This is a genomic window from Mumia quercus, from assembly GCF_025506335.1.
GTDB classification, from domain to species: Bacteria; Actinomycetota; Actinomycetes; order Propionibacteriales; family Nocardioidaceae; genus Mumia; species Mumia quercus.
The window spans coordinates 275,426-299,160 of the sequence record NZ_JANZYO010000004.1 but is presented as its reverse complement, the minus strand read 5'-3'; the positions used below and the strand labels follow the sequence as shown (position 1 = coordinate 299,160).

At 72.4% G+C, this 23,735-nt stretch carries 22 protein-coding genes; 8 read left to right on the top strand and 14 right to left on the bottom strand.

What is annotated here, in order from left to right; all coding sequences use genetic code 11:
• Nucleotides 1-18: 18 nt before the first annotated feature.
• Together NYZ95_RS10755 and NYZ95_RS10750 are read left to right on the top strand one after the other, a co-directional pair.
• Entirely contained in the window at nucleotides 19-492 is a 474-nt protein-coding gene (locus NYZ95_RS10755) for a winged helix-turn-helix transcriptional regulator (RefSeq protein ID WP_262851270.1), read from the top strand.
• Between the two features lie 9 nt (nucleotides 493-501).
• Nucleotides 502-1,266: a VOC family protein gene (locus tag NYZ95_RS10750; protein WP_262851269.1), complete on the top strand. Its 765-nt coding sequence runs from the start codon at nucleotides 502-504 to the stop codon at nucleotides 1,264-1,266.
• 81 nt (nucleotides 1,267-1,347) lie between these two features.
• On the opposite strand, the gene NYZ95_RS10745 is transcribed toward NYZ95_RS10750, so the two are convergent.
• Together NYZ95_RS10745 and NYZ95_RS10740 are read right to left on the bottom strand one after the other, a co-directional pair.
• On the bottom strand, nucleotides 1,348-2,454 hold the full coding sequence (locus NYZ95_RS10745; protein ID WP_262851268.1) for a fatty acid desaturase family protein: 1,107 nt from the start codon (nucleotides 2,452-2,454) through the stop codon (nucleotides 1,348-1,350).
• 239 nt (nucleotides 2,455-2,693) lie between these two features.
• A complete protein-coding gene (locus NYZ95_RS10740) occupies nucleotides 2,694-3,227 on the bottom strand; it encodes a GNAT family N-acetyltransferase (protein ID WP_262851267.1) in 534 nt (177 codons plus the stop codon).
• A 59-nt stretch (nucleotides 3,228-3,286) separates the two neighbouring features.
• Between NYZ95_RS10740 and NYZ95_RS10735 the strand changes: the two genes are divergently transcribed.
• Nucleotides 3,287-3,976 (top strand): alpha/beta fold hydrolase, encoded by a 690-nt coding sequence (locus NYZ95_RS10735; RefSeq protein ID WP_262851266.1) that lies wholly within the window; start codon nucleotides 3,287-3,289, stop codon nucleotides 3,974-3,976.
• 17 nt (nucleotides 3,977-3,993) lie between these two features.
• Nucleotides 3,994-5,232 (top strand): putative protein N(5)-glutamine methyltransferase, encoded by a 1,239-nt coding sequence (locus tag NYZ95_RS10730; RefSeq protein WP_262851265.1) that lies wholly within the window; start codon nucleotides 3,994-3,996, stop codon nucleotides 5,230-5,232.
• Here the strand turns inward: NYZ95_RS10730 and NYZ95_RS10725 are convergent.
• Nucleotides 5,217-5,813 (bottom strand): DUF1707 SHOCT-like domain-containing protein, encoded by a 597-nt coding sequence (locus tag NYZ95_RS10725; RefSeq protein WP_262851264.1) that lies wholly within the window; start codon nucleotides 5,811-5,813, stop codon nucleotides 5,217-5,219. The two genes, NYZ95_RS10730 and NYZ95_RS10725, sit on opposite strands and share 16 nt — an antisense overlap.
• A 39-nt stretch (nucleotides 5,814-5,852) precedes the next feature.
• On the opposite strand from NYZ95_RS10725, the gene NYZ95_RS10720 reads away from it, so the two are divergent.
• On the top strand, nucleotides 5,853-6,362 hold the full coding sequence (locus tag NYZ95_RS10720) for an NUDIX hydrolase (protein ID WP_262851263.1): 510 nt from the start codon (nucleotides 5,853-5,855) through the stop codon (nucleotides 6,360-6,362).
• A gap of 15 nt (nucleotides 6,363-6,377) precedes the next feature.
• On the opposite strand, the gene NYZ95_RS10715 is transcribed toward NYZ95_RS10720, so the two are convergent.
• A complete protein-coding gene (locus NYZ95_RS10715; protein WP_262851262.1) occupies nucleotides 6,378-7,319 on the bottom strand; it encodes an AraC family transcriptional regulator in 942 nt (313 codons plus the stop codon).
• 121 nt (nucleotides 7,320-7,440) lie between these two features.
• Here NYZ95_RS10715 and NYZ95_RS10710 point away from each other — a divergent pair, with 121 nt between their 5' ends.
• On the top strand, nucleotides 7,441-8,271 hold the full coding sequence (locus NYZ95_RS10710; RefSeq protein ID WP_262851261.1) for an SDR family oxidoreductase: 831 nt from the start codon (nucleotides 7,441-7,443) through the stop codon (nucleotides 8,269-8,271).
• 90 nt (nucleotides 8,272-8,361) lie between these two features.
• Here NYZ95_RS10710 and NYZ95_RS10705 read toward each other — a convergent pair whose 3' ends face one another.
• The 6 genes from NYZ95_RS10705 to NYZ95_RS10680 form a co-directional block, all read right to left on the bottom strand.
• A complete protein-coding gene (locus tag NYZ95_RS10705; protein ID WP_262851260.1) occupies nucleotides 8,362-11,463 on the bottom strand; it encodes a M14 family metallopeptidase in 3,102 nt (1,033 codons plus the stop codon).
• A 93-nt stretch (nucleotides 11,464-11,556) separates the two neighbouring features.
• On the bottom strand, nucleotides 11,557-12,213 hold the full coding sequence (locus NYZ95_RS10700) for a response regulator transcription factor (RefSeq protein WP_262851259.1): 657 nt from the start codon (nucleotides 12,211-12,213) through the stop codon (nucleotides 11,557-11,559).
• Nucleotides 12,210-13,352, bottom strand: a complete 1,143-nt coding sequence (locus NYZ95_RS10695) for a sensor histidine kinase (RefSeq protein ID WP_262851258.1) — start codon at nucleotides 13,350-13,352, stop codon at nucleotides 12,210-12,212. The genes NYZ95_RS10700 and NYZ95_RS10695 overlap by 4 nt, the downstream gene beginning before the upstream one ends.
• Nucleotides 13,349-14,509: a hypothetical protein gene (locus tag NYZ95_RS10690; protein ID WP_262851257.1), complete on the bottom strand. Its 1,161-nt coding sequence runs from the start codon at nucleotides 14,507-14,509 to the stop codon at nucleotides 13,349-13,351. Before NYZ95_RS10690 ends, NYZ95_RS10695 begins: the two co-directional genes overlap by 4 nt.
• A 103-nt stretch (nucleotides 14,510-14,612) precedes the next feature.
• Nucleotides 14,613-15,968, bottom strand: coding sequence for an FtsX-like permease family protein (locus tag NYZ95_RS10685; RefSeq protein ID WP_262851256.1), 1,356 nt, complete (start codon nucleotides 15,966-15,968; stop codon nucleotides 14,613-14,615).
• The gene (locus NYZ95_RS10680; RefSeq protein ID WP_262851255.1) at nucleotides 15,965-16,663 is read right to left on the bottom strand and encodes an ABC transporter ATP-binding protein; all 699 of its coding nucleotides are present in this window, start codon (nucleotides 16,661-16,663) and stop codon (nucleotides 15,965-15,967) included. Before NYZ95_RS10680 ends, NYZ95_RS10685 begins: the two co-directional genes overlap by 4 nt.
• Nucleotides 16,664-16,767: 104 nt before the next feature.
• Between NYZ95_RS10680 and NYZ95_RS10675 the strand changes: the two genes are divergently transcribed.
• On the top strand, nucleotides 16,768-17,433 hold the full coding sequence (locus NYZ95_RS10675; RefSeq protein ID WP_262851254.1) for a hypothetical protein: 666 nt from the start codon (nucleotides 16,768-16,770) through the stop codon (nucleotides 17,431-17,433).
• Between the two features lie 13 nt (nucleotides 17,434-17,446).
• Here NYZ95_RS10675 and NYZ95_RS10670 read toward each other — a convergent pair whose 3' ends face one another.
• From NYZ95_RS10670 to NYZ95_RS10660, 3 genes are all read right to left on the bottom strand, one after another.
• On the bottom strand, nucleotides 17,447-19,114 hold the full coding sequence (locus NYZ95_RS10670; protein ID WP_262851253.1) for an ABC-F family ATP-binding cassette domain-containing protein: 1,668 nt from the start codon (nucleotides 19,112-19,114) through the stop codon (nucleotides 17,447-17,449).
• A gap of 130 nt (nucleotides 19,115-19,244) precedes the next feature.
• Entirely contained in the window at nucleotides 19,245-19,868 is a 624-nt protein-coding gene (locus NYZ95_RS10665; protein ID WP_262851252.1) for a DUF1707 SHOCT-like domain-containing protein, read from the bottom strand.
• Between the two features lie 35 nt (nucleotides 19,869-19,903).
• Nucleotides 19,904-20,608 carry a GAP family protein gene (locus NYZ95_RS10660; RefSeq protein WP_262851251.1) on the bottom strand — a complete coding sequence of 235 codons (705 nt, stop codon included), beginning with the start codon at nucleotides 20,606-20,608 and terminating at the stop codon, nucleotides 19,904-19,906.
• Between the two features lie 126 nt (nucleotides 20,609-20,734).
• Here NYZ95_RS10660 and NYZ95_RS10655 point away from each other — a divergent pair, with 126 nt between their 5' ends.
• A complete protein-coding gene (locus NYZ95_RS10655; protein WP_262851250.1) occupies nucleotides 20,735-21,454 on the top strand; it encodes a hypothetical protein in 720 nt (239 codons plus the stop codon).
• A gap of 46 nt (nucleotides 21,455-21,500) precedes the next feature.
• Here NYZ95_RS10655 and NYZ95_RS10650 read toward each other — a convergent pair whose 3' ends face one another.
• Nucleotides 21,501-23,570, bottom strand: a complete 2,070-nt coding sequence (locus tag NYZ95_RS10650; protein ID WP_262851249.1) for a PhoX family protein — start codon at nucleotides 23,568-23,570, stop codon at nucleotides 21,501-21,503.
• Nucleotides 23,571-23,735: the final 165 nt, after the last annotated feature.

Below are 23,735 nucleotides of genomic sequence, written 5' to 3'. Positions count from 1 at the left end.
CGGTGCGAGGATGAGCGGGTGATCCTCCAAGGCGTGCTGAGCGACCGTGACGCGTGGAGCGCCGTCGGGCGTTGCTCCATCGAGAAGGCCGTCGCTGTCGTCGGCACGCGCACGGCGATGCTGGTGATGCGTGAGGCCTACTACGGGACGACGCGCTTCGACGACTTCGCTGAACGCGTCGGCATGACGAAGGCGGCGACCGCGGCGCGCCTGTCGGCGCTCGTCGACGCGGGCCTGCTCGAGCAGCGCGACTACCGCGAGGAGGGGCAGCGCACCCGCAAGGAGTACGTCCTGACCGAGGCGGGCACGGACCTGATGCCGGTGGTGTGGGCGCTGTTCCAGTGGGGGCGCAAGCACCTGCCGTCGGACACCGTCCTGGAGCTGGCGCACCACGGCTGCGGAGCCCCTGTCGACGTCGAGGTGCGCTGCGCCGAGGGGCACGAGGTCGGGCTCGACGACGTCGAGCTCCGCCTGCCCCGCCGGCAGGGTTGAATGGCGCGCATGCCCGTCTCGTTGCGTTGGATCACGGCCTACCTCGACCAGCCAGCGGCGAGCGCTGCCGACGCCTTGGCGTACTGGGAGGCGCTCACCGGCACTCGCGCCTCCACGCCCCGCGGCGAGCACGACGAGTTCCGCACGCTCGTCCCGCCGCACGGCGACGCCGCGCTCAGGTTCCAGGTCGTCGGGGACGGAGACCCGCGGCTGCACCTCGACCTCCACGTGGACGACGTGAAGGCGGCTGCGCTCGAGGCGCAGAGGCTAGGTGCGCAGGTCGTCGCGGAGCCCGAGTCGTACGTCGTGCTCGCCTCCCCGGGCGGGATGCCGTTCTGCCTCGTCCCGTACGAGGGCGAGCGTGAGGTTGCACTGCCGATGCGCGGGGCCGGCGGGCGCGCCAGCGCCGTCGACCAGGTCTCGCTCGACATCCCGCCGGCCGCGTACGTGCGGGAGTGCGCGTTCTGGGAGGGGCTCACCGGATGGACGCTGCGCGACGAGGACAGCCCCGAGTTCATGCGACTGCTGCGCCCCGCCGAGCTGCCGCTGGGCCTCCTGCTGCAGCGCCTCGACGACGCGCCGGTCGAGGGCGCCGTCTCCGCTCACCTCGACTTCGCCGCCGGCTGGGACGGTGCCGACGCCGAGGTTGCGCGTCATCTCGCGCTCGGCGCAGAGGAGCGGTGGCACTCCACGTGGTGGGTCACGCTGCGCGACCCGTACGGCCGGACGTACTGCATCACCCGCCGCAGCCCCGGCAAGCCGATGAGTTCCTGACGGTCCTCAGGTCGACCTCCCTATAAGGCATCAGCAAGGACCAGGCCGGCGAGCTGGTCACCGTCCACCTGGAGCAACGGCTCACCTGAGCTCGGCGCCTCCCGGTGCCCGCAGCTGCGCCGCGAGCGGGCAGTCGAACGGGTCCCGGGCGCGCAGCCCCACGTGGTTGAGGTAGTCGACGACGATCCCGTACGACTCCCGCAGGCCGACCTCGGTGTACGGGATCCCGGCCCGCTCGCAGTAGGCGCGAACGAGCGGCTGCGCCTTCTTCAGGTGCGGGCGCGCCATGCTCGGGAACAGGTGGTGCTCGATCTGGTAGTTCAGCCCACCCATCATCACGTCCGTCAGCGGACCACCGCGCACGTTGCGCGAGACGAGCACCTGGCGGCGCAGGAAGTCGAGGCGCATGTCGGACGGCACGATCGGCATGCCCTTGTGGTTCGGCGCGAAGGACATCCCGAGCAGGACGCCGAAGACCGCCATCTGCACGGCGAAGAAGGCGAGCGCCATGCCGAGCGGGAGGGCGACGAGCAGCACCACGACGTACCCGACGAGCCGCGTGAGGATCATCGCCAGCTCGAGGCGACGCCACGGCTGACGCGAGGTCTTGTCCATGGTGGATCGGACGCTCGCGTAGTGGAGGTTGAGTCCCTCGAGCGTGAGCAGCGGGAAGAAGAACCAGCCCTGGTGGTCGGCGAACCACCGCCCGAACGCCGTACGCCGCTGCTGCACGATCGCCGGAGTGAACGCAAGCGCGCCCGGCGCGATGTCGGGGTCGACCTCCTCCTGATTCGGGCCCTGGTGGTGCTTGTTGTGCTTGGCTCGCCACCAGCCGTAGCTCAGCCCGGCGAACGGGCCGGACAGCAGGCGAGCCGCCCACGCGTTCGCCGATCCCGAGGTGAAGATCTGACGGTGCGCGGCGTCGTGCCCGAGGAACCCGAACTGCGTGAGCACGGCGCCCATCGCCGCCGCCACGGCCAGCTGCCACCACGAGGCACCGAGGGCGAAGAACGCGATCCACAGACCGACGAACGCGCCGACCGCGAGGGCGATCTGCGTGAGGTACCAGCCGCGTCGGCGGCGCAGCAGCCCGCGCGCGCGGACCTCCTCGAGGAGCTTGGAGAATCGGCCGGTGTAGGAGTTGGAGTGGGGGGTCGAGGGAAGGGGGGCGATCTGGACGCTGCTCATGGAGGACTCGTTCCGTGAGATCGATGAGCACCACTTGTGCCCGTTCTTCGACGTTAGAAACGGAGAAGCGGCACGACGAGGGTGCTGGGGCCCGAACCACGGTGGTCCTAGCACCACCATCGGGGCAGATGTCTGGCTGACCGCCCGCATCAGCGCGAGCGAGCATGCCGACATGCTCAGGGCCCATCGTCGCAGGTGCCGGCGTCATCTGCGCGCTCGTGGTCGGCCGGAGGCCAGACTCAGGTCGACGACGGCTCCGGCAGGGGAGCAGAGTCGTCGCCCACCCATCGCTGCATCCACGCGACGTCGTGCCACGTGCCGTGCTTCCAGCCGATCCGGCGCAGCGTGCCGACCGGCTGGAAGCCGAGCGCGGAGTGCAGCCCGAGGCTGGCCGCGTTCGGCAGCGTGATCCCGGCCAGGAGCGTCCGGAACCCGCGGTCGGCAAGCCTCGGCAGCAGCGCCTCGTACAGGGCGCGGCCGGCTCCCGAACGCGGCGCGTGCTCACGGGTGAGGTAGACGCTGACCTCGCACGACCACGCGTACGCGGCGCGCGTCTTGAACTCGGTCCCGTACGCGTAGCCGGTCACCTCGCCGTCCTCGCACAGCACGAGCCAGGCGTGGCGCTCCTGAGCGGCGGCGATCCGCGAGGCCATGGCTGTCGCGCTCGGTGGCTCCGTCTCGAAGGTGATCGACGTGTCGCGGACGTACGGGGCGTAGATCGCCGCGCACGCGGCGCCGTCCTCGCTGGACGCGTCCCGGATCACGAAGGTCATGCACGCGACCGTACCTTGCGGGTCCGCGCGATTTGCGTGGGCAGATTACCGTCGGTCCCATGGTCGCCGACGGCGTGCACGCGCGCCTCCTCTCGGTCCAGGTCCCGCGCGCCCCGGTCGGCTCCGTGCTCGTGCTCCACGGCGGGGGCGGGCGCGACGACGGCGCGGCCGTCAGCCGCCTCCAGCCGTCCGTGCTGCGGATGGTCCCGGTCGCGTGGCGGCTGGCGAGGGTCGGACGCCGCAGGCTCGCGGTCTACCGCCTCCTCAACTCCCAGCGCGGTTGGGACGACGGCCTGAGCCCGCTCGACGACGTGAGGTGGGCGCTCGACCAGCTGCGCGAGCGCCACGGCGACCACCCGGTCGGGCTCGTCGGGCACTCTTTGGGTGGCCGCGCGGCGCTCCTCGCCGCCGGCGAGCCAGGGGTCGAGTCGGTCGTCGCGCTGGCCCCGTGGGTGTACGCGAACGACGGCGCACGGGTGGATCCCACCGGTCGTCGCATCCTCGTCGTCCACGGCACGGCGGACCGCGTCTCCAGCCTCGCCCGCACCGAGCGCGTCGTCGACACCCTCCGTCAGTCGGCCCGAACCGGCCTGGTGCTGGTGGCGGACGGCACCCACGGGATGCTCCGCCGGCGCGGTGAGTTCGAAGGACTCACTGCCGACTTCGTCGCCGCCACGATGCTCGACCGACCCGCCAGAGAGGCAGCCGTGCGCGACGTCCTCCGCGGTGCGTCTCGCGTCGCGGTCTGAGCTGAGAGGATCGGGAGATGGACGCCCCCGATCCCACCCTGGTCGCCCGGCTGCGCGCTGCGGGCTCGGTCTTCGCCGAGGAGGAGGCCCGCGTCCTGGCCGCGTCCGCCTCCACACCGGCGCAGCTCGAGGGGTGGACCCAGCGCCGCCTCGCCGGTGAGCCGCTCGAGCACGTCGTCGGGTGGGCGGAGTTCGGCGGGCTGAAGGTCGCGGTCGGACCGGGGGTCTTCGTGCCCCGCGCGCGGACGGAGGCGCTCGCGCGACGCGCGGCCGCGCTGGCGCCGGAGGGCGGGACGGTGCTCGACCTCTGCTGCGGCTCCGGGGCAGTGGGTGCGCTGGTCGCCGAGCTGCGTTCCGACGTACGCGTGGTGGCCGCCGACCTCGACCCCGCCGCGGTGGCGTGCGCGCGACGCAACATGCCTCCCGGTGACGTGTTCGAGGGTGCCCTGTTCGGTGCGCTTCCCGACGACCTGCGGGGACGCCTCGACGTGGTCGCGGTGAACGCCCCGTACGTCCCGACCGACGCGATCGCCTCGATGCCCCCTGAGGCTCGCGACCACGAGCCGCGGCTCGCGCTCGACGGGGGAGCCGACGGCGTCGACGTGCACCGACGAGTCGCGGCGCAGGCGCGCGACTGGCTCGCGCCGAGCGGTCGGCTGCTCCTCGAGGCGAGCACGTCCCAGGTCCCGTGGACGGCGCTCGCGCTCGCACGACACGGACTGCACCCGTACGTGGCCGACCACGACGAGGAGATCGGGACGGCGGTCGTCGCCGGTGTGCCCGTACGACACGACCTCGCGGTGGCGGAGCTGCCGCCGCTGGAGTTCGCGTTTTCCGGGCCGCTGCGCGACCGGCTCGCCGACCTCGTCGTCGCAGGGAAGAAGACCACGACGACGTCGCTGGTGGCAGAGCTGTTCGTGGGCCAAGGTCATGGCCCGGAGCCCAGCGAGGAGCCCGAGGGCATGCCCGCGGTGGGCGAGCGGTGGCGTGTCGTCGACTCCGCGGGCGCGACTCGCTGCGTGGTCGAGACGGTGGACCTCCGCATCGCGCCGCTGAGCGAGGTGGACCTGCGCCACGCGCTCGACGAGGGTGAGGGCGACGAGACGCTCGCGCAGTGGCGGGCGAGTCACGAGGGCTTCTGGAACAGCGCCGACATGCGGGCGTACCTGGGCGACGACGGCTTCCGCGTCGACGACGACACGCTCGTCGTGATGGAGCGGCTCCGGGTGCTGCCCGAAGGTCAGCCTTTGTCGTAGAAGCGGGCGTCGCGGGCGATCAGCGTCCCCATGCCGATGCCACCGGTGACGCGGATCAGCACGCCGTCGGGTGCCGGGTCGCCGCCGCGTCTGTTCTTCACCGCACCCCAGCCCGAGCGGAGGTCGTCGGTGTCGACCGCCCACCCCGGCGGCACGATCAGGACGAGGTTGCCGGCCCCGCCCCTGACCTCGATCTCGACCACGCGGTGCGGGCTCTTCGCCTCGCGGAAGTCGAGCTTCACGTTGCCCATCGCCGGCGCGGCCACGATCCGCGCAGGGACCTGCCAGGCGCCTCCGCGCCGGACGTCGCTCATCCCCGCCGTCAGGACGAGCTCGTCGGCGACCTGCGCAGGCACGGAGGGACCAGCCGCCGGCGACACCGGGAGAGGCCGGTCGGTCGGCAGGTCGGCGACCAGGACGTCCAGCTCGCGGAAGGTCTTCGCACCGTACGCGCGCTCGAGTCGGTCCTCGAGCTCCTCCATGTCGATCCGCCCTTCTCCGGCGGCGTCACGCAAGATCTCGGCGACCTGCTCACGGTCGGGGTCACCGGCACGCATGTCGCGGGGGTCGATGCGGTCCATGCCCGCCACCGTACCGGCGCGACCTCGTACCCTCGGAAGGTGGCGATCCCTCCGTACGTCTCCGCGCTCCGTACCCGCATCGGGACCGATCTGCTCTGGCTCCCCGGCGTGACGGCGGTGGTGCTCGACGCCGACGGCGAACGGATCCTGCTGGGGCGCCGTGCGGACACCGGAGAGTGGGCGCTGCTGAGCGGCATCCTCGACCCCGGCGAGGAGCCGGCTGCAGGGATCGTCCGTGAGGTCCGTGAGGAGACCGGTGTCGACGTCGTCGTCGAGGCTCTCGCGGCGGTGACTGTCACGGAGCAGGTGCGCTACCCCAACGGCGACCTCTCGCAGTACCTCGACCTGTGCTTCGTCTGCCGGCCAGCCGACGCCGAGGCGGCGCAGCGTGCGTACGCCGCCGACGACGAGTCGCTCGAGGTCGCGTGGTTCGACGTCGACGAGGTCCCCGACGCGTTCGCCGCGACCTCGGCCGTACGCCTGGACCGCACGCTCGACTTCATGCTCGCGCCCGCGCGAGGCCCGTGGTTCGGCCGCGGGGACGGGTGAGCCTGGTCCCTCCGCTCACGCGGCCCGCGTGCGCGCCCGGTGCTCGGTCGGGCTGACGCCGCGCTCGCGTGAGAAGGCCGCGCTGAGCGCGAACGGACTCGCGTAGCCGACCTCGCGGGCGATCGAGGAGAGCGTGCGGTCGGTCCGCTCGAGGAGATCGGCGGCGAGCGCGAGTCGCAGGCTCGTCAGGTAGGCCATCGGCGGCTCCCCGACGACCGCGGCGAACCGTCGCGCGAGCACGGCGCGAGAGACCCCCGCGCGGGTGGCGAGAGACCCGACGGTCCATGGCTCGGCGACCAGGCTGTGGAGCGCGGACAACGCGGGGCCGACGACGGGGTCGGCGGCGGCGCGATACCACCCCGGCGCGGACTCCTCCTGATCGGCGAGCCACGAGCGGACGGCCGCGAGCACGACCAGGTCCAGGAGCCGGTCGAGGAACACCTCCTGACCCGCGGCGTCGCGCTGCATCTCCGTGCAGAGCAGCGTCACGAGGTCGGAGCTCCAGTCGTCGCGACGCAGCACCACCACGGGCGGGAGGGCGCGCAGCAGTCGCTCGCTCACCGCCGACGCGCGCTCGTACGTCCCGGTGACGAGCATCGTCGCGCCGTCCGCGGCGTTGCCCCAGGTCCGCAGGCCGAGCAGCATCTCCTCCGACAGGGACCGTCCGGAGGCGTCGACGCAGTGCTGGCCCGGCTCGACGAAGACCTGGTGAGGCGTGTCGGGGAGGTCGGCCACCGTGTACGGGTCGGGGCCGCGCAGCAGAGCGAGGTCGCCCGGCTCGAGAAGCGTCGAGGGGCCTCCGTCCGGCACCACCCACGCCGAGCCCTCGGCGACCACGACGACCGACAGCGGCGCGCGGTCGCGGATGCGCAGCGACCAGGGCGGAGCGAAGACCGAGCGGAGCAGGAACGCGCCGTCGGCCCGTGGTCCGTCGAGGAGACCGCTGAGGATGTCCATCCCGCAAGACTACGTGAATAGAGACGCTCACGTATGGAACGCGTCGCTTGGACCATGGATCGTCTCGCATTCTCGCGGTGAGATGGAGTCCTCATCAGCCAGAAGACCTCAGGAGGAACCCATGTCCCGCACACTCGAAGGACCCGTCCTCGTCGTCGGCGGAGCCGGCAAGTCCGGCCGCCGCGTCACGGCCCGCCTCGATGCCCTCGGCGTCTCGGTCCGCCCCGTCTCCCGTACGACCCCGGTCCCGTTCGACTGGGGTGACACGTCGACGTGGGACGGCGCGCTCGACGGCATCGCGGCCGCCTACCTGTCGTACGCCCCCGACCTCGCCTTCCCCGGGGCGGCCGAGCAGGTGGCCGAGCTCGCAGGCCGGCTCGCCGATCGGGGGATCGAGCGCGTCGTGCTCCTCTCCGGCCGGGGTGAGGCCGGTGCCCGCGCGGCCGAGGTCGCGCTGCTGGACGCCGTCCCCACCGCACGGGTCGTCCGGTGCTCCTTCTTCACCCAGAACTTCACAGAGGGCGTCTTCGCCGAGGGTGTGGGCGCCGGCGAGCTCGCGTTGCCGGTCCCGACCGACGTGCCCGAGCCGTTCGTCGACCTCGAGGACGTCGCCGACATCGCCGTCGCCGCGCTGCGCGACGACGCGTACGCCGGGCAGGTGCTCGAGCTCACCGGACCGGAGGCGCTGACGTTCGCCGAGGCGTGCAAGACCTTGGGCGCCTCGCTCGGCCGCCCGGTGACGTTCCGCGCGATCACCGCCGAGCAGTTCATCGGTGACGTCGTGGCTGCAGGTGAGCCCGCCGAGCTCGCGTACGGGCTGGTGGAGCTGTTCGGCGAGGTCCTCGACGGCCGCAACGTCGCCACCACCGACACGGTCGCGCGCGTGCTCGGTCGACCCGCGACCACGCTCGCAGCCGCCGCCCGCCGCGACGGTGCACTGCTTGCCCACTGAGGGCGTCGTCTGAAAGACGAGACGGGCGGTGAGCCGGCCACCGAATAATCGGTACAGCCGACCCACCGCCCGTTCGCGCTGCGGAGCCGCCTACTCCAGCAGCGCGTCCAGGGACCTCCCGATGAGGTCGCTCCGCGCGTCGGCGTCGAGGCCCTCGAGCCCGAAGCCGAACAGCACCGACCGGTCGGTCATGACGGCAGCACCTTCGTCGACCGTCTGCTGCGCGCGCTCCCAGTCGTTCGGGTTGCCCGGCGACGTCTCCGGTGCACCCGGCACCGACCAGTCACCCAGGTCGGACTCGAACGACGTCTCGCTCGCCGTGGCCCCGTCGACCGTCACCTTCGCGTCGTCGATCCAGACGCCCAGGTTGGTCGTGGCCCAGTCGGTCGCGTAGACGATCGCCACCTCGACCTCCTGGCCGGCGTACGCCGAGAGGTCGGCCGACCAGTCCTGCCAGCCGGCGGAGTTGCCGCTGAACGCGTTCCACTCGCCCGTCGAGCCCGTCGGCTCGCAGGCTGCGTTCACGTAGTGCTGCAGCTGCGGGTGGATCTCCGTCGCCCAGCCAGAGACACAGCTGTCACCGGTGTCCTGGGTGGTGTTCGGCGTGCCTCCCACGTCCGGCAGCGTCGTCCAGTCGTCCGTCCCGACCGGCCGCACCTCGACGAACAGCGCGTCCCAGTGCTCCTCGACGTCGGCGCTGAACTTGAAGTCCAGCGAGCCCGACGTCGCGCCGGTCAGGTCGACGGTGGTCGCGAGCCGCTTGTACGACTGGTCGGCCGAGCCTGCGCTCATGAACCAGTCACCGGTGAACGGCGAGTACGGGTCGCCGAACCCGCGGGCCCAGCTGATCGGTGCGCTCGAGGCGAACTGCGGGAACTCCTCGGGCGGCAGGAACGACGACGTCGAGACGTACGCGCCGGTGTGGTCCTGGCTCTCGTCGAGCTGCGCGGCGAAGCCGTCGAACGGACCGTCCTCGTCACCGGAGAGCGGGAACGTCGTCCCGTCCTCGCGCGTGCCGCCGTCGTCCACGTACTGGTAGGAGCCCAGCCAGTACTGCAGGAAGTCGTTGCCCATCGGCAAGCACGGGTACGCGCCGGCCGTCGTGCACGAGCCGGCGGTCTCCTCCTCCGGCTGGTAGTAGTAGCTGCCGTCCGCGGCCTGCGCGTACAGCCCGTACTTGCCCGCGATCAGCACCCGGCCACCCTCGTTGAGGTAGTCGCGGACGCGGAGCTCGGTGTCGTAGCCCCACTTCGCGGCCGTCCCGGCGACCTGCCCGGGGTTGCGCGGGATGATGTCGTCGCCGGTCTCCCAGACCACCGCGTCGTAGTGCGAGAGCACCCCGAGGTCGTGCGGCGCCTTGCGGCCGTTCGCGTCGATGTCGTAGACGTCGGTCGAGTAGCCCGCGTCGGCCAGGGCCTCGGCGTACGCCTCGACGTACTTCGGCGCGGTGACGCCCTGTGCCGGCGAGAGCCCGGTGTAGTCCTCGGCGGCCAGGATCAGCACGTCACCGCCGATGTCGTCGGCCACCGTGTAGGAGAACGACTCCTTCGCGGTACGCAGAGGCTTCGTGTTGAGACCGGTGAAGATCACCTCGACCTTGTCGCCCGGCTTCTGCCCCTTCACGTCGGCGCGGTACTCGGCGTAGTGCAGGTCGTTCTCACCGCCGTAGCGGTCGCCGCCCTTCCACACCTTCATCGGCGTGATGCCGCGGATGCGCCCGTTGATCTTGTACGTCATCAGCAGGCCCTTGAGCTTGCGCTTGGCCGTGACCGCGACGGTCTGCTTCTTGCCGTACGAGGTCGTGAACGCGTCGGCGCGGATGTCCTTCGCCTTGAACCCGACGGACGACTTCGGGTCGTCGGGGTCTTGAGCCGACTCGGCGACGGAGAGCGCGAACGGGATGTTCTTCTCGAACTCGGCCTGGACGAGCTCCTCGTCGTCGGGGAACGCGAAGACGCTGGTGCACGCCGAGGGCTCCCACTCGTCGTCGGGGTCGGCCGCGCTGGCGGTGGCACAGGTGGCCATCTCCGGCGTGAAGGCCAGCGTGTCCTGGACCTCGTGGGTGTGGCCGTCGGTGTCACCGTTGGTGGTGTAGAGCTCGGCGGAGAGGTCGGGGTCGTAGCCCGGGACCGCCGGCTTGGCGTCGTTGCCGGCGAGGGCGACGTAGACCTCGTCGTCCGGCGTCGGCGTGTCCACCTGCCAGCCCGTGCCGTAGAGCAGCAGCTCGGCGGCCGAGTGGTAGTTGATGAAGAACTGGAAGCCGACCTTGTCGACGAGGTCGATCGTGGCGCGGGTCTCCGGCTCGGAGGCGGGCGACGGGCCGCGGTACGTCTCGCTGAACGTCTGCGGCGAGCTGCCCTCGTTGTCGTAGCCCCACTTGAAGGGGAAGTTGCGGTTCATGTCGACGCCGTCGCCCGTGGTGATCTGACCGTCACCGTTGTTGTCGCGCAGCGTCTTGCGCCACATCCGGTTGCCCTCGGTGAAGGTGAAGTCGTACCCGTCCGGGTTCTGCACCGGAAGGAACCACAGCTCGGTGGTGTCGAGGATCTTGGTGATCCGCCGGTCCTTCCCGTACTGCTCGAGGACGTAGTGCATGAGGCGCTGGACCATCTCCGGGGTGATCCACTCGCGCGCGTGCTGGGTGCCGCCGTAGAGGACGGCGGGCTTGCTGCCGTCCTTGCTCTTCGAGGCGTTCTTGCCGACCTTGACGGCGAGGATGTCCTGACCCTGGCCGGACTTGCCGGCCTTCACGAGCTTGGTGAGCTTCGGGTACGCGCGGGTGGTCGCGACCATGTCGTCGCGGATGCCGCCTGCCTCGCTGTAGGTCTGGAACACCTCGTACCCGGCGGCGGCCTGACGCGCCATCAGCGTGCTGGACTTGACGCCGTCGACCTCCTTGAGCTGGAGCGGCACGCCCTTCTCGCGGAGCTTGGCGGCCTCCTTGGTCGGCAGGACGACCTCGACCTTCGCCTTGCCGTCCTTGGCCGGGCCGAGCACGTCGTGACCCCGGTCGACGCCCGCCTCACCAAGGAGCTCGAGCTCCTGCGCGTCGACCGTCGCGGTGTAGACCTCGAGACTGCCTGGCGGTGCCCCGTCCGTCGGCGCCTTGGGAGGTGAGGCGGTCGCAGGGACCGCTCCCAGGAGCCCTCCGACAAGTGCGGCGGTGAACACGATCGCTGCAGGACGTCTCATGCTGTGCCTCCACGGGGCCAGTGCGTGTCTTGACCGACACGTATTGCCGAAAATGTTGCAGTGCGGGGGCACGGTGTCAACGGTTCTGTCAGATCACCTTCCCGTGCCACCGGCAGTGACCAAGCCCGTCTCGTACGCGATGACGACCGCCTGCGTACGGTCGCGAGCGCCGAGCTTGCCCAAGACGTTGGCCACGTGCGTGCGGACCGTCTCGACGCCGACCACGAGCGTCTCGGCGATCTCAGGATTGGACATTCCCCGCGCCACCAGGGCCAGCACCTCGGTCTCGCGCGGTGTCAACGCGGGTCCGTCGTACGACGCCCGGGAGCTGCGGCGCTGCAGCGCCATCCGGCGCACGGACTCGGGGAAGAGGAGGCTCTCTCCGGCGGCGACGGCACGGACCGCGGCCACGACCTCGTCGGCGTCGGCACGCTTCAGGAGGAAGCCGGAGGCGCCGGCACGCAGCGCGTCGAAGACGTGGTCGTCGCTCTCGAACGTCGTCACGACCAGCACCCGCGGTGCCCGCTCGAGTGCGAGCAGGAGCTCGGTCGCGCGGATCCCGTCGACGTCCGGCATCCGCACGTCCATGCAGACCACGTCGGGGGCGAGCGCGCGGGCGGCGGTGAGAGCGGCCGCACCGTCACCCGCCTCGCCGACCACCACGAGGTCGGGATCGCTCTCCAGGATCGCCCGCAGACCCCGTCGTACGAGGGGTTCGTCGTCGACCAGCAAGACGCGGATCGGACTCATAGCCCCTCCCGGGCGAGGGGGATGCGGGCGACGAGCACCCAGGTCACGGTGTCGGGCGCCCCGACCTCGAGGTCGCCGCCGAGCAGTGCGACCCGCTCGCGCAGACCGGCGAGACCGTGGCCCGTACGCGCGTGCCGGTCCGTGCCACGGCGTGGGGCGATCCCGTTGCGGACCTCGACGACGAGCTCGTGACCGACGCGGGTCGCGAGCGAGATCGGCGAGCCGTCACCGTGGCGGTACGCGTTGGTGAGCGCCTCCTGGACGATCCGGTACGCCTCGCGCGACACGAGGGGCGCCACGCCGGCGGGCTCGTCGAGGTCGGCACGGACGTCCGCACCCGCGGACCGGTACGACGCCACGAGCGCCGGCACGTCGGTGAGCCGCTGGTCGGGCGTACGCGCGGTGGGCTCGTCGCGCAGCATGCCGAGGGCGTGGTCGAGTTCCTCGAGCGCCTCCCGCGCGGTCGCGGCGATGATCTCCAGCGACTCCGCCGCGTGGTCGGGGTCGCGGTCCACGACGCGTCGGCCGGCGACCGCCTGCAGCGAGATCACGCTCAGCGCGTGCCCGATCCCGTCGTGCAGGTCTCGGGCGAGGAGGCGTTGACCATGCTCGCGCGCGATCCGCTGCTCGGCGACCGCGAGCCGGTCGGTGTCGGTCGGCCCGAGGCAGACCACCGCGAGCCGCGCGACGAGAGGGCCGAGGAGGACGACCACGGCGAGGATGCCGACGACCGCGACCGGCGCTGCGTACCAGGGCAGCTCGCTGGCCGCGAGGGGGACACCCACGACGAGGGCCGTCCCGACGAGTCCGCCGAGCACGACGTGCGCGAGCACGAACCACGTCGTCCGCCAGCGGTGTCGGCGTGGCTCGGCAGGGGCGTCGACCAGCTCCCCGTCGGGGACGAGGAGGATGCGGGCCGCCGCGACCTCGACGTCGCGCACGCCGGGGAAGAGCGAGGTGGCGACGAGCAGCGCGACCACCAGGAGCGCTCCGGCGACACCCACCACCGGGTTGGCGGTCGTGCGCCCGACCGCGGTGAGGCTGAGGCCGAGCATGCCGAACGCCAGGAACAGCGCCGCACCGATGAGGAGGAAGACCGTACGGAGCAGCGCCGTCCTGATCGCACCGGCTGTGCTCATGCCGCCATCCTGCCGGGTGTGAAGGCCGTACGCGGGGCGGGCGAGTCCTCCAGGCGCCGCCGCCGGACGTACCCCCAGACCGCGGCGGCCAGCGCCGGACCCCACAGCCAGAACGGGAGGAGCAGCAGCATCCACAGGGCGCCGGTGTCACCGTCGGCGGCCTGCTCGACCGACAGCAGCGCGATCGACGGTGCGGATGCGGTGAGGACGAAGGCGACCGCGTACCCGGGCACCGCGGCTGCCGCGACGGGGACGGCCCGACCACTCATGTACGGCATCCAGGCGGGGAACACCCGGCCCCACGGGCGGATCAGCCCCAGGGTCAGGACCGCACCGCCGAGCGCGGCCGCGCCGAGCATCAGCCCCCACAGCCGCATCGACGGGTCGAGGTCCTCCGGCCTGATCGGGCCGACGAACACGGCGTCCGGGAGGAGCCAGGTGGCGCGGACGGCGACGTACGGCAGCGGGCCGAGGACGGCGACCACGGTGGCGGCGGTCGTGAGCCGGTCGAGTCGCGCGGACGGGAGCCGCATCCGAGCGGTGAGCGGCGTGGCCGAGGAGAGCACTGCCGTCCACCACTGGACGGTCGCGAGCGCGAGGCCCGCGAGGATCCACGGACGTGCGCCCACACGGGCGAAGCCGCCGCCGAGCTCGCGGACCATCTCCGTGACCGCTGCGGGCGTGAGCGATCCCGAGGTGGCTCCCCACCACGCGACCAGGCCCGCCACCACGACAGCCGTCGCACGCGCGGCCGTCAAGCGGCGCAGGGCCGCGACGAGGAGTGCGATCGCCACGAAGGGGATCGTCATCGCGACCAGGTAGCCGGTGAAGGAGATCAGCTGGGTGTCCATGCACGCGAGCGCCAGCACGACCGTGACCGTCGCGGCGGGGACGAGGAGCCGCCGCCGGTGGGCCGGTGTGCGCACGACGACGTGCAGGGACAGGGCGACCGTGAGTCCGAGCAGTCCGGCGAGCAGCAACAGCGTCGCCGGAAGCGGGTCGGGGAGCAGAGCCAGGACGGAGACGCTTCCGGCGGTGTCACCGAAAGGGTCCGTGCTGGGCTCGACGAGCCACCAGGTGGCCAGTGCGGCCACGAGGGTCGAGGTGAGGGCGAGGACGAACGGTGTACGCGCGCGAGCGCCGAGGGCACGGAGCATGAGGACCTCCTGGAGCGGGTGCTGACTCCTTCAGCCTCGTCACGGCGTCCGCCGCAGGTCTCCTCCGTACGGGGGAGATCACGGCGTCGGCGGGGGAAGTCCGTCACGCCACCGCGCGGGCGACCCGACGTGACGCGCCGGCTCCGGCGAGGACAAGGGCCGTCGCGACCACCACGCACAGCAGGTACTGGACGACGACGGACGGTTGAGCCACCGGTTGCAGCCCGACGACCGGGATCATCACCATGAGTGCCGTGACCGTGGCGACGCCGACGCTCACGGCGAGGGGGACGACGGTCTCGCGCATCCGCGCACGGTCGAGGGTGCGGGAGTCGGTACCGGCCAGGGTGAGTGCTCGGTACTCGGCGTGCTGCTCGATCACCCTGCCCGCCTGCATGACCCCGGTGGACACCGCGGCGAGCACCCCGGAGATCGCCAGCGTGAGGAACCCGCCCGTCTTGAGGTCGGCGATGAACAGCGCCTCGTCCACCCGTCCGCTCTCGCCGGGGTCGAGGAGCGAGAAGGTGCTCGTCAGCCCGGCGATGAACGCCGCGAGCCCGATGCCGCCGACCGAGCGCCACGCCGACTTGGGGGAGTCTGCGATCCTGCGTCCCGCGAGAAGGGTCGGTACGGAACGCGCTGCAGCCGCAGTCATGCGTCCGACGATCCAGAGGACGAACGGTCCGACGACGTTGAGGGTCGCGAAGGTGAGGAGGAGCAGCACGACGAGGACGGTGAAGGCCACGCCGGCCGAGCCCCCGACGAGCTGAGGTGCGACCAGGAGAGCGCCGGCACCGCCGAGCGTCGAGAGGATCCGGACCGCCCGCATGCCCGGCGGCGTGACGCGGTTGGCGACCCCGAGCGGGGTGATGGCGACGCGGCGAAGGCTGGCGACCGCCGACAGCACGGCGACGACAAGGACGGCGACGACCACGCTGAGCAGGACGGGCACGCCGACCCAGAGCTCGGACATGTCGAAGGACCGCCCCTGGAAGCGCAGCCGAGCGACCGCAGGCACGAGGGCCGCGTACCCCACGAGTCCCAGCGCTGCGCCCAGCGCGGCCTGCGACGCGGCGTCGAGGACGGTGAGGCCGGCGACCTGGCTCCGGGTGGCACCGCACAGGCGCAGTGTCGCGAGACGGGCGTCGCGCCGTGCCGCCGCCATCCGCGCAGCCGCGGCGCCCAAGGTGACCAGCGGCACCAGGAGGAGGAGGGCGGCGATGCCGGCGAGGAAGGGGTACTGGATGGCGTACGGGGTCTGAGGGGCGTCCATCCCGGCCCGGATGCCGTCGGCCCCGCCGGCCCGGTCCCAGAAGGCGCCGACGCCGCCGACGACCACGAGGAGCACGGCGGTCGTCGCGGCGAACGCGGTGACGGCGAGGACGGCGGTGAGCCGTCGGGGGTCGGTGTCACCGGCGCTGCGTGCACGTAGCAGCGACCACAGGCGCAGCGTCGTCATCGCGCGGCCTCCGCGACGTACTCGCCGGTGACGCGACCGTCGCGCATCGTGACGGTGCGCGAGCAGTGCCGCGCCACCCCGGCGTCGTGGGTGACGACGACCAGCGCGGCCCCTGTGCTGCGCGTCGCCGACGTGAGGACCGACAGAACCTCCGCCCCCGTCGCCTGGTCGAGGGCGCCCGTCGGCTCGTCGGCGAACACCACGCCCGGCGCTCCGGCGAGCGCGCGAGCGATCGCGACCCGCTGCGCCTGACCACCGGACAGCTCGCCCGGGCGCCGGTTCTCCATCCCGGCCAGCCCGAGGTGGCCGAGCCACGCGGCAGCCGCGCGGGTCGCCTCTGCCCGCGACGTCCCGGCGAGCATCAGGGGGAGGGCCGCGTTCTCGACGGCCGGCAGCTCGGGGAGGAGCTGGCCGGACTGGAAGACGAAACCGAAGTCGCTGCGCCGCAACGCCGTACGACGGCGGTCCGACAGTGCCGCGAGGTCGGAGCCCTGCCAGGTCACCGACCCTGATGTCGGGCGGATCACGCCTGCGAGGCAGTGCAGCAGCGTGGTCTTGCCGGAGCCGCTGGGGCCCATGATCGCGAGAGACTCCCCGGGCGCGACGGTGAGGGAGACGCCCGCGAGCGCGTGCGTGGCGGTGGGACCTTCGCCATAGGTCTGGACGAGGTCGGTGGCGACGAGCGGAGCGTTCATGCCCGCCACACTAGGAATCGGGAAGTGCTTTTTCGTCGGTCTGAGGGACGGACGTGCCGAGCGCACGTCATACTCCGGTCGGAGGCGCGGACCGAGGAGGACGTGTGACGGACGGTGAGGCACTTGTCCGGGCGTACACGGCTGCCTGGCAGCATCGGCAGACGACCGGAGACGCCTCGTCGTGGGTGCTCCGGCGCGAGATCGACCGGGTGCTGACGGAGGACCGGCCGCTCGACGAGGCCACGCAGAAGATGGTGCGACTGCTGGTCCGGGCATGGGACCGCGGTATCCCGCCCGAGCGCCTGTGGCGACCACTGATGCGGGTGCAGGTCGTCGGGGTGTTCGCAATGTGGCGGATGCTCGCTCGGATGCTCCGGACGCCGAAGAAGCTCCGTCTCCCGTCAGGACTGCGCAAGGTGGGTGAGAGCCACGACGACGACACGGACCACGAGGTCGCCCTCCAATTCCACGACGAGGCGGGCACCCAGGCCGTGCTGGCGTGGGCGTGGACCCTCGCCCACGACCCCGCCGACCTCGACGACGACGACGAGGTGCCGGTGTGGCTCGACGTCACCGCCGGGACGGAGACGGCCGCCGTCATGCTCGGTGCGCGTCGGGCCGGGACGACGGTGGTTCCCGCCGGGACCGACGTAGCGCTGCGCAGGCTGGACACGCGCAGGCGCCGCTGCGTCCCTGATGGATGGCTCGACGTGCGCCGCCATCCGGACGGCCGTTTCGAGGTTGTCGAGCTGGTCGTCGAGCTGCCCTGAACGGACCGGAGGCTCACGCGGGCTGGAGCGCGAGCGTCTGCCCGTCCCACTGGCGACGCCACCACCGGTCGTGCGTGACGAGCACGACCGGGACGGAGCTGGACGTGAGCGCCTCCTGGAGCTCCTCGACCAGCGCAACCGACAGGTGGTTGGTGGGCTCGTCGAGGAGCAGCAGCTGCGGACGCTCGCTCACGACACGAGCCAGCGAGAGCCGTCGCTGCTGGCCGATCGACAGCTCGCCCACCGGCTTGTCGAGGTCGCGCGGGTGCAGCAGACCGGTCTTGCGCAGCGCGCCGCGCCACTCCTCGGCAGGACCCTCGCGGCCGTCGGCGAACACGGCCAGCGCGCTCGCGCCGGGGTCGGCGTACGAGTCCTCCTGCGGGAGGTAGCCGATCCGCAGCCGGCGCTGCCGTCGTACGGTGCCGGCGTCGGGCTCGAGGGCTCCGGCCAGGACCGCGAGCAGCGTCGACTTGCCGGCGCCGTTCGGGCCGACGACCAGCAGCCGGCTGTCGGCGGAGACGTCGAGCGCGTCGAGGCGAAGCCGGTCGGCCACCTCCACCCCGCGTACGGCGACCAGGACGCCGTCGGCAGGCGAGACCTCGGCGAGTCCGGCGAAGGCCCGCTTCTCCGGCGGCGGAGGCACGGGGTGCTCCTCGAGCTTCGCGAGGCGGTTCTCCGCGTCACGCACGCGGCGCGACACGGCCGCGTCCTTGCGCTCGCCGAGGAAGTGCCCGATGAACTTGTCGTTGTCGCGCGGAGGGCGGTAGCCCTGGTGACCGACCTGCCGGCTGCCGTTCTGGAGCACCGCCTTCGCCTCGGCGTGCGCGTCCTCCCACGCGGTCCGCGCCTGGGCCCAGCGCACACGCGCCGACGCCTTCGCCGCGAGGTACGCGGTGTAGTCGCCGGTGTAGCGCGCCGGACCGGTGGAGGTGAGCCCGTCGGGGTGCACGTGCAGCGACGGGTCCAGGTCGAGGATGCCGGTGCAGGTCGCGTCGAGGAAGGCGCGGTCGTGCGAGACCACCACCACGGCGCCGTGCTGCTCGGCGAGCGCCCGCTCCAGGTAGGACACCGCGGAGTCGTCGAGGTGGTTCGTCGGCTCGTCGAGCAGCATGAGGTCTGCCGACACGACGAGCGCGAGCGCGAGAGCCAGGCGCGAGCGCTGCCCACCCGACAGCGTCGCGAGGCGGCGGTCCTCGGCGACGTCGCCCAGGCCCAGCCCGGCGATCGCGCGCGCGGCGCGGGCGTCGGCGGACCAGCCGTCGCGTCGTTCGTACGCGTCGAGGACCTCCCCGTACGGCGCGAGCGCCCCCTCGTCGCCATCGGTCATCGCCTGCTCGAGCTCACGCATCCGCGCCTCGAGCACGCGGAAGTCGGCGAGCGCCGCGTCGACCGCGTCACGGAGCGTCCCGTCGTCCGGAAGGTCGGGGACCTGGCCGAGGTACGTCACGTGGGCTGGCCGCGTCACCGTTCCGTCGTCGGGCGCCTGGGTCCCGGCGAGGACGCGCAGGAGCGTCGACTTGCCGGCGCCGTTCTCGCCGACGAGCCCGAGGCGCTCGCCGGGCGAGGCGGTGAGGTCGACGGCGTCGAGCACCGTGCGCAACCCGTACGCGACGGTGATGCCGCGGGCGACCAGCGAGCGCGTGGTCGGGGCGGAGGTGGAAGCTGCGTGGGAAGAAGACACCGAAAGACCTCGTGGGGTCCGGAGGGGCTCGCCGGGCGGATGGCCTCGGACGCGAGCAGGGTCGGTGTCAGTTCTTCATCGCCCGTCCAGGATGTCACACGGGTCAACCGGTTTTCGGGACCGAAGGACGCTACTCCTTGCGAGAGACGGTGACGCCGCCCCAGAACGCCACCCCCTTGACCCGCAGGGTCGGCGCGTCGGGACGGACCTCGCTGTCGTCCCTCGGGCCGGAGAAGCCGCCCATGATGCCGATGCCCTCCATCACCACGCGGGTAGTAGGGGCGACGACGATCTCCGCGCCGCCCATCACCGCGTTGACCGTGATCGTCACCTCGGGTCCGCTGAAGCGCGCGCGGCGGGTGTCGAGGTGGGCACCTCCCATCACCGCGGTCACGGTGAGGTGCTGCGGGACGAGCCAGTCGCCGCGCCGCTCGTAGCCGCTCATGATCGCGACGCCGGTCTCGCTCTGCCGCCCGCCCCTCGGGTCGATGGCGTTGGTCCGCTGGGCAGGCTGCGTGGTGGGCGCGGGAGACACGGGCAACGGTGGCGCGTACGGAGGGGTCCCCGGCAGGTCCTCGACCAGCGGCGCGAGGTCGGCGAAGGTCTTCGCGGAGTACGCGGCGCCGAGGCGTTCGTCGAGCTCGTCGGTGTCGATGCGTCCCTCACCGGCGGCGGTCCGCAGCATCTCGGCCACCTGCTCGCGGTCGGCGTCGGAGACCCGCATCCGCGAGGCAGGGTCGTGGGGCTGCTCCATGGGCACAGGCTAGTCCGCCCGCAGATCGCGGGCGCTCATCCGGCCAGCCCGCCCAGCCCTTGGAGACCGATCAGCACGCCGACGATCCCGACCGTCCAGGCCGTCGCGGAGGCCGCGCTGCGCTCGGCCCAGGCGGCGAGCCGCTCCAGCGGCCGGTCCACCCACCGCGCAGCGAGGACGCGCAGCACCACCAGCACCAGCGCGGGTGCGATCATCACCAGGCAGTAGGCCGTCAGGGCCGTCACGGTGCTCGCCACGCCGAGGTCGGCGGCCGACAGCGCACCGATCGCGGCGAGGTACGGCACCATGCTGGCTGCCTCGAGCAGGCCCGCCACCAGGGCGAGCACCACGACGCCGCGGGTCGAGCCGAGGGCCGTCGAGATCCGGGCGTGCCACCGCCTGGCTGCGGCGTGCGGATCCTCGCCCCGCTTCGCCTTGGTCTTGGGGTCGATCCGGTAGCTCCACCACACGAGGGCGACGCCGACGACCACCGCGGCGACGGACACGGCAGGCGAGTCGAGGGCGTCCCCGAGCGCGACGAACGCGGCCCGGGCCCCGGCAGCGAGGACGAGCCCGAGCGCGAGGTAGAAGGCACCGATCGTCACCAGGTAGAGCACGACCTTCCCCACGCCCCTACGGCCGGTCGCGAGGAGGAGCCACATGGGAACGATCAGCGTGCCGATGCTGGTGCTGTCGACCAGCGCCAGCACGAGCAGGAGACCGGCGAGCGTGAGTGTCACCGCTCCAGCGTCGCCGCGCGGCTGCCGGCGCCGCATCCGTCCGACGTCCAGGGCCGCCTCCGCCTTTGGTAGGGGGAAGGTGGCCGACCGGCGGCGGAGGGCCCCCGGATGTGGGACTGTCGCACCATGCTCGTAGCGGTGCTCTGGGGTGCGGTCGCCTCGTCGTCCTTCCTGATCGGTGGCCTGCTGGCGGTCGTCCGTCACCCGCGTCCCGCGTGGGTGGCCCTGGGCGCTGGTTTCGGTGCTGGAGCGCTGATCGGCGCGGTCGCGTACGAGCTGGTGGACGAGGCCGGGGCGCACGCCGGCCGCCCGTTCTTCGTCGCCGGAGGCCTGTTCGCGGGGGCGGTGCTCGCGGGCAGCGTGCTCGCCGGGCGTGGCGGCCTCCGCCAGGCGATGGCTGACTCCGCCACCGGCCCTCCTCCGGTGCAGCACCGGTTCGCGACGCTGCTGCTCGCGGTGGCCTCGGAGGTCGTGGTCATCGTCGGCGCGCTGCACGGGCACGGCGTGAGCCTCGCGGTGATCGTCGCCGTGTTCCTCTGCGGCATCCCCGAGGGTGCCGTCGCCACCGCGGTGCTGCGCGAGGAGGGCGTACGCCGGCGGCGGGTGATGCAGACCTGGACCGCGCTCATCGGGTACGGCGCGCTGGTGGCCGTGGTGGCTCACCTGATCGTGTCGTCGACGGCCGGCAACCTCGTCGCGGTCTTCCTGTCGCTGGCCGCCGGTGTCGTCCTCTCCGACATCGTCGCGCACCTCGTCCCGACCTCCTACGCGCGGCTGGGCGTGCTGTGCGCGCTGCCGGTGGTCGCCGGGTTCGCGTGGAGCGTCGCGCTCGTCGGGGTCGGCTGACCGAACCGCCGGTCAACCGACCCCGCCTCCGCAAACGGGAGGGTGCTCAGCGCCGCCTCGGCCAGACGGCCACGACGCCGGGGCGCGGCACCGAGCCGGGGCCGTCGGGCCACTGCGAGGCCGGCGCGTCGACGCTCGCGCCGTCCTTCTCACCCGGGTGCTGGACGCACACCATCACGCGGTCGGAGTCGATCCACGGCCCGCACGTCTCGGCGCCCGTCGGGACGGTGAGGAACTGCTTGACCTGGCCGCGGTTCCTGCCCTCCAGCGGCACTGCGAACAGGCCGTCGTGCGAGCCCAGCGCGTTGCCGTCGGTCGAGATCCACAGGTTGCCGTGCGGGTCGAACGCGACGTTGTCGGGGCACGAGATCGGCGAGACGCGCCGCGGGTCGAAGCCGCCCCAGTAGGTGTTCGGGTCCTTCGGGTCCCCGCAGACGAGGAGCAGGTTCCACGTGAACGCCGTCGACGCCCCGTCGTCGTCGAGCTCGGTCAGCTCCAGGACGTGCCCGTGCTTGTTGGCGTTGCGCGGGTTCGTCTCGTCGGCGGGGGTCTGCCCGGCCGCCCCGCGGTTGGAGTTGTTCGTCAGCGCGACGTAGACCTTGCCCGTCTGGGGGCTCGGCTCGACGTCCTCGGGACGGTCCATCTTGGTCGCGCCCACGATGTCGGCCGCCTGGCGGGTGAACAGCAGCACCTCCTCGGCGGTCATGCCCTTCACGTACGAGGTGGTGCCGCTGACGAGGGGCACCCACACGCCGGCGCCGTCGAACGCACCGTCGCTCGGCAACGCGCCCGTACCGTCGATCTCGGCCACCGAGGAGTTGCCGAGGAAGCGGGCGACGTACAGCGTGCCGCTGTCGAGCACGTCGCGGTTGCGGCGTCGCGCGGCGTCGTCCGCCCCGCGTGCCACCTTGCCGTCGGAGACGAACTTGTAGAGGTAGTCGAAGCGCTCGTCGTCGCCCATGTACATCGCGACGCGGCCGTCCTTGGTGAGCTGTGGCTCCGCGGCCTCGTGCTTGAAGCGACCGAGCGCGGTGCGCTTCTTCGGCGTCGACGTCGGGTCGTACGGGTCGACCTCGACGATCCATCCGAAGCGGTTGATCTCGTTCGGCTCCTTGGTGAGGTCGAAGCGGTCGTCGAAGCGTTCCCACTTGCGCTCGGTCGCGGAGCCGGCCGCGCCGTACCGCTTGAGCCGGGCGAGCACGGTGGCGTCGGTGACCGACGAGCCGTTGGCGAAGTACTGGTTGAAGTTCTCCTCCGCCGTCAGCCACGTGCCCCACGGGGTGAGCCCGCCGCCGCAGTTGTTGAGCGTGCCGAGCACGGTGCGGCCCCGCGGGTCGGCCTTCGTGCGCACGAGCGCGTGCCCGGCGACCGGGCCCGTCAGCTCGAAGGTGCTCTGGGTGTGCAGGCGTCGGTTCAGCCGGTGGCCGACGACGGGCTTGAGCGCGCCGGTTCCGCGCTCCTCCTCCACGACGACCACGCTCAGACCGTGCGCGGCCCAGCCGATCTCGACCTGTTCGCGCGTCGGGTGCGCGGCGTCGTACCCGCGGTGCATCAGCTGCTCGCTGGTGTACTCGTGGTTGACGACCATGAGGTACTGCCCGCGCCCCAGCGGCAGCAGGCCGAGGAAGTCGTTGTTGTAGCCGAACTGCTTCTTCTGCGCGGCCGCGCTCTGGCGGTCCACGTCGAACGCCGGCGTGCCGCGGAAGAGCGGGTCTCCCCACGCCATCACGACGGCCTGGGCGTACCCCGGCGGGACGGTGACCTGGTCCCGGGTGTTCGGCGCGACGGGGACGAAGTCGAGACCCTTGCCGGTCCCGGCGCCCGGGCCGCCCGGCCGGCCCTTCGCGGGTACGGCAGGGGCAGCCGCAGCAGGGGCGGCCGTCGCGAGCGCGAGGCCGGCAGCCGCGGCGCCGGCACCGACCACCGCTCCGGTGCGCAGCAGGCCGCGGCGCGACATCGCGGTGGCGACGTCACCGAAGTACGCGTTGTCGGAGGTGTTGGGCGCGTCGTGGGCGCAGGCGTCGCCGCAGCGCATGCGGCAGGTCAGGGCCGCGCGCCCGGACGCGCACGGCGATCCGGAGCGGCCGGGGCTGAGGAACGGAAGCAGTGAAGGCACGTGTGCTCCTGGCGTCGTCGATGTCGGACGGTGGCACGCTAGGAATCCGGAGCGACAGCGCCCCGACGGTGACACGAACACGCGGTGAACGCTCGATGGCCTCACCGGGGACCACCGTCGGCGCGCCGGAAGGGGGCCGCGCGCGACCCGGGCCCGACGCATCGG

Bases quoted from the DNA above. Each gene is read 5' to 3' on its own strand.
- NYZ95_RS10750 (WP_262851269.1), top strand. From the start codon at position 502: ATGCCCGTCTCGTTGCGTTGGATCACGGCCTACCTCGACCAGCCAGCG.
- NYZ95_RS10745 (WP_262851268.1), bottom strand. From the start codon at position 2,454: ATGAGCAGCGTCCAGATCGCCCCCCTTCCCTCGACCCCCCACTCCAAC.
- NYZ95_RS10740 (WP_262851267.1), bottom strand. From the start codon at position 3,227: ATGACCTTCGTGATCCGGGACGCGTCCAGCGAGGACGGCGCCGCGTGC.
- NYZ95_RS10735 (WP_262851266.1), top strand. From the start codon at position 3,287: ATGGTCGCCGACGGCGTGCACGCGCGCCTCCTCTCGGTCCAGGTCCCG.
- NYZ95_RS10730 (WP_262851265.1), top strand. From the start codon at position 3,994: ATGGACGCCCCCGATCCCACCCTGGTCGCCCGGCTGCGCGCTGCGGGC.
- NYZ95_RS10725 (WP_262851264.1), bottom strand. From the start codon at position 5,813: ATGGACCGCATCGACCCCCGCGACATGCGTGCCGGTGACCCCGACCGT.
- NYZ95_RS10715 (WP_262851262.1), bottom strand. From the start codon at position 7,319: ATGGACATCCTCAGCGGTCTCCTCGACGGACCACGGGCCGACGGCGCG.
- NYZ95_RS10710 (WP_262851261.1), top strand. From the start codon at position 7,441: ATGTCCCGCACACTCGAAGGACCCGTCCTCGTCGTCGGCGGAGCCGGC.
- NYZ95_RS10705 (WP_262851260.1), bottom strand. From the start codon at position 11,463: ATGAGACGTCCTGCAGCGATCGTGTTCACCGCCGCACTTGTCGGAGGG.
- NYZ95_RS10700 (WP_262851259.1), bottom strand. From the start codon at position 12,213: ATGAGTCCGATCCGCGTCTTGCTGGTCGACGACGAACCCCTCGTACGA.
- NYZ95_RS10695 (WP_262851258.1), bottom strand. From the start codon at position 13,352: ATGAGCACAGCCGGTGCGATCAGGACGGCGCTGCTCCGTACGGTCTTC.
- NYZ95_RS10690 (WP_262851257.1), bottom strand. From the start codon at position 14,509: ATGCTCCGTGCCCTCGGCGCTCGCGCGCGTACACCGTTCGTCCTCGCC.
- NYZ95_RS10685 (WP_262851256.1), bottom strand. From the start codon at position 15,968: ATGACGACGCTGCGCCTGTGGTCGCTGCTACGTGCACGCAGCGCCGGT.
- NYZ95_RS10680 (WP_262851255.1), bottom strand. From the start codon at position 16,663: ATGAACGCTCCGCTCGTCGCCACCGACCTCGTCCAGACCTATGGCGAA.
- NYZ95_RS10665 (WP_262851252.1), bottom strand. From the start codon at position 19,868: ATGGAGCAGCCCCACGACCCTGCCTCGCGGATGCGGGTCTCCGACGCC.
- NYZ95_RS10655 (WP_262851250.1), top strand. From the start codon at position 20,735: ATGCTCGTAGCGGTGCTCTGGGGTGCGGTCGCCTCGTCGTCCTTCCTG.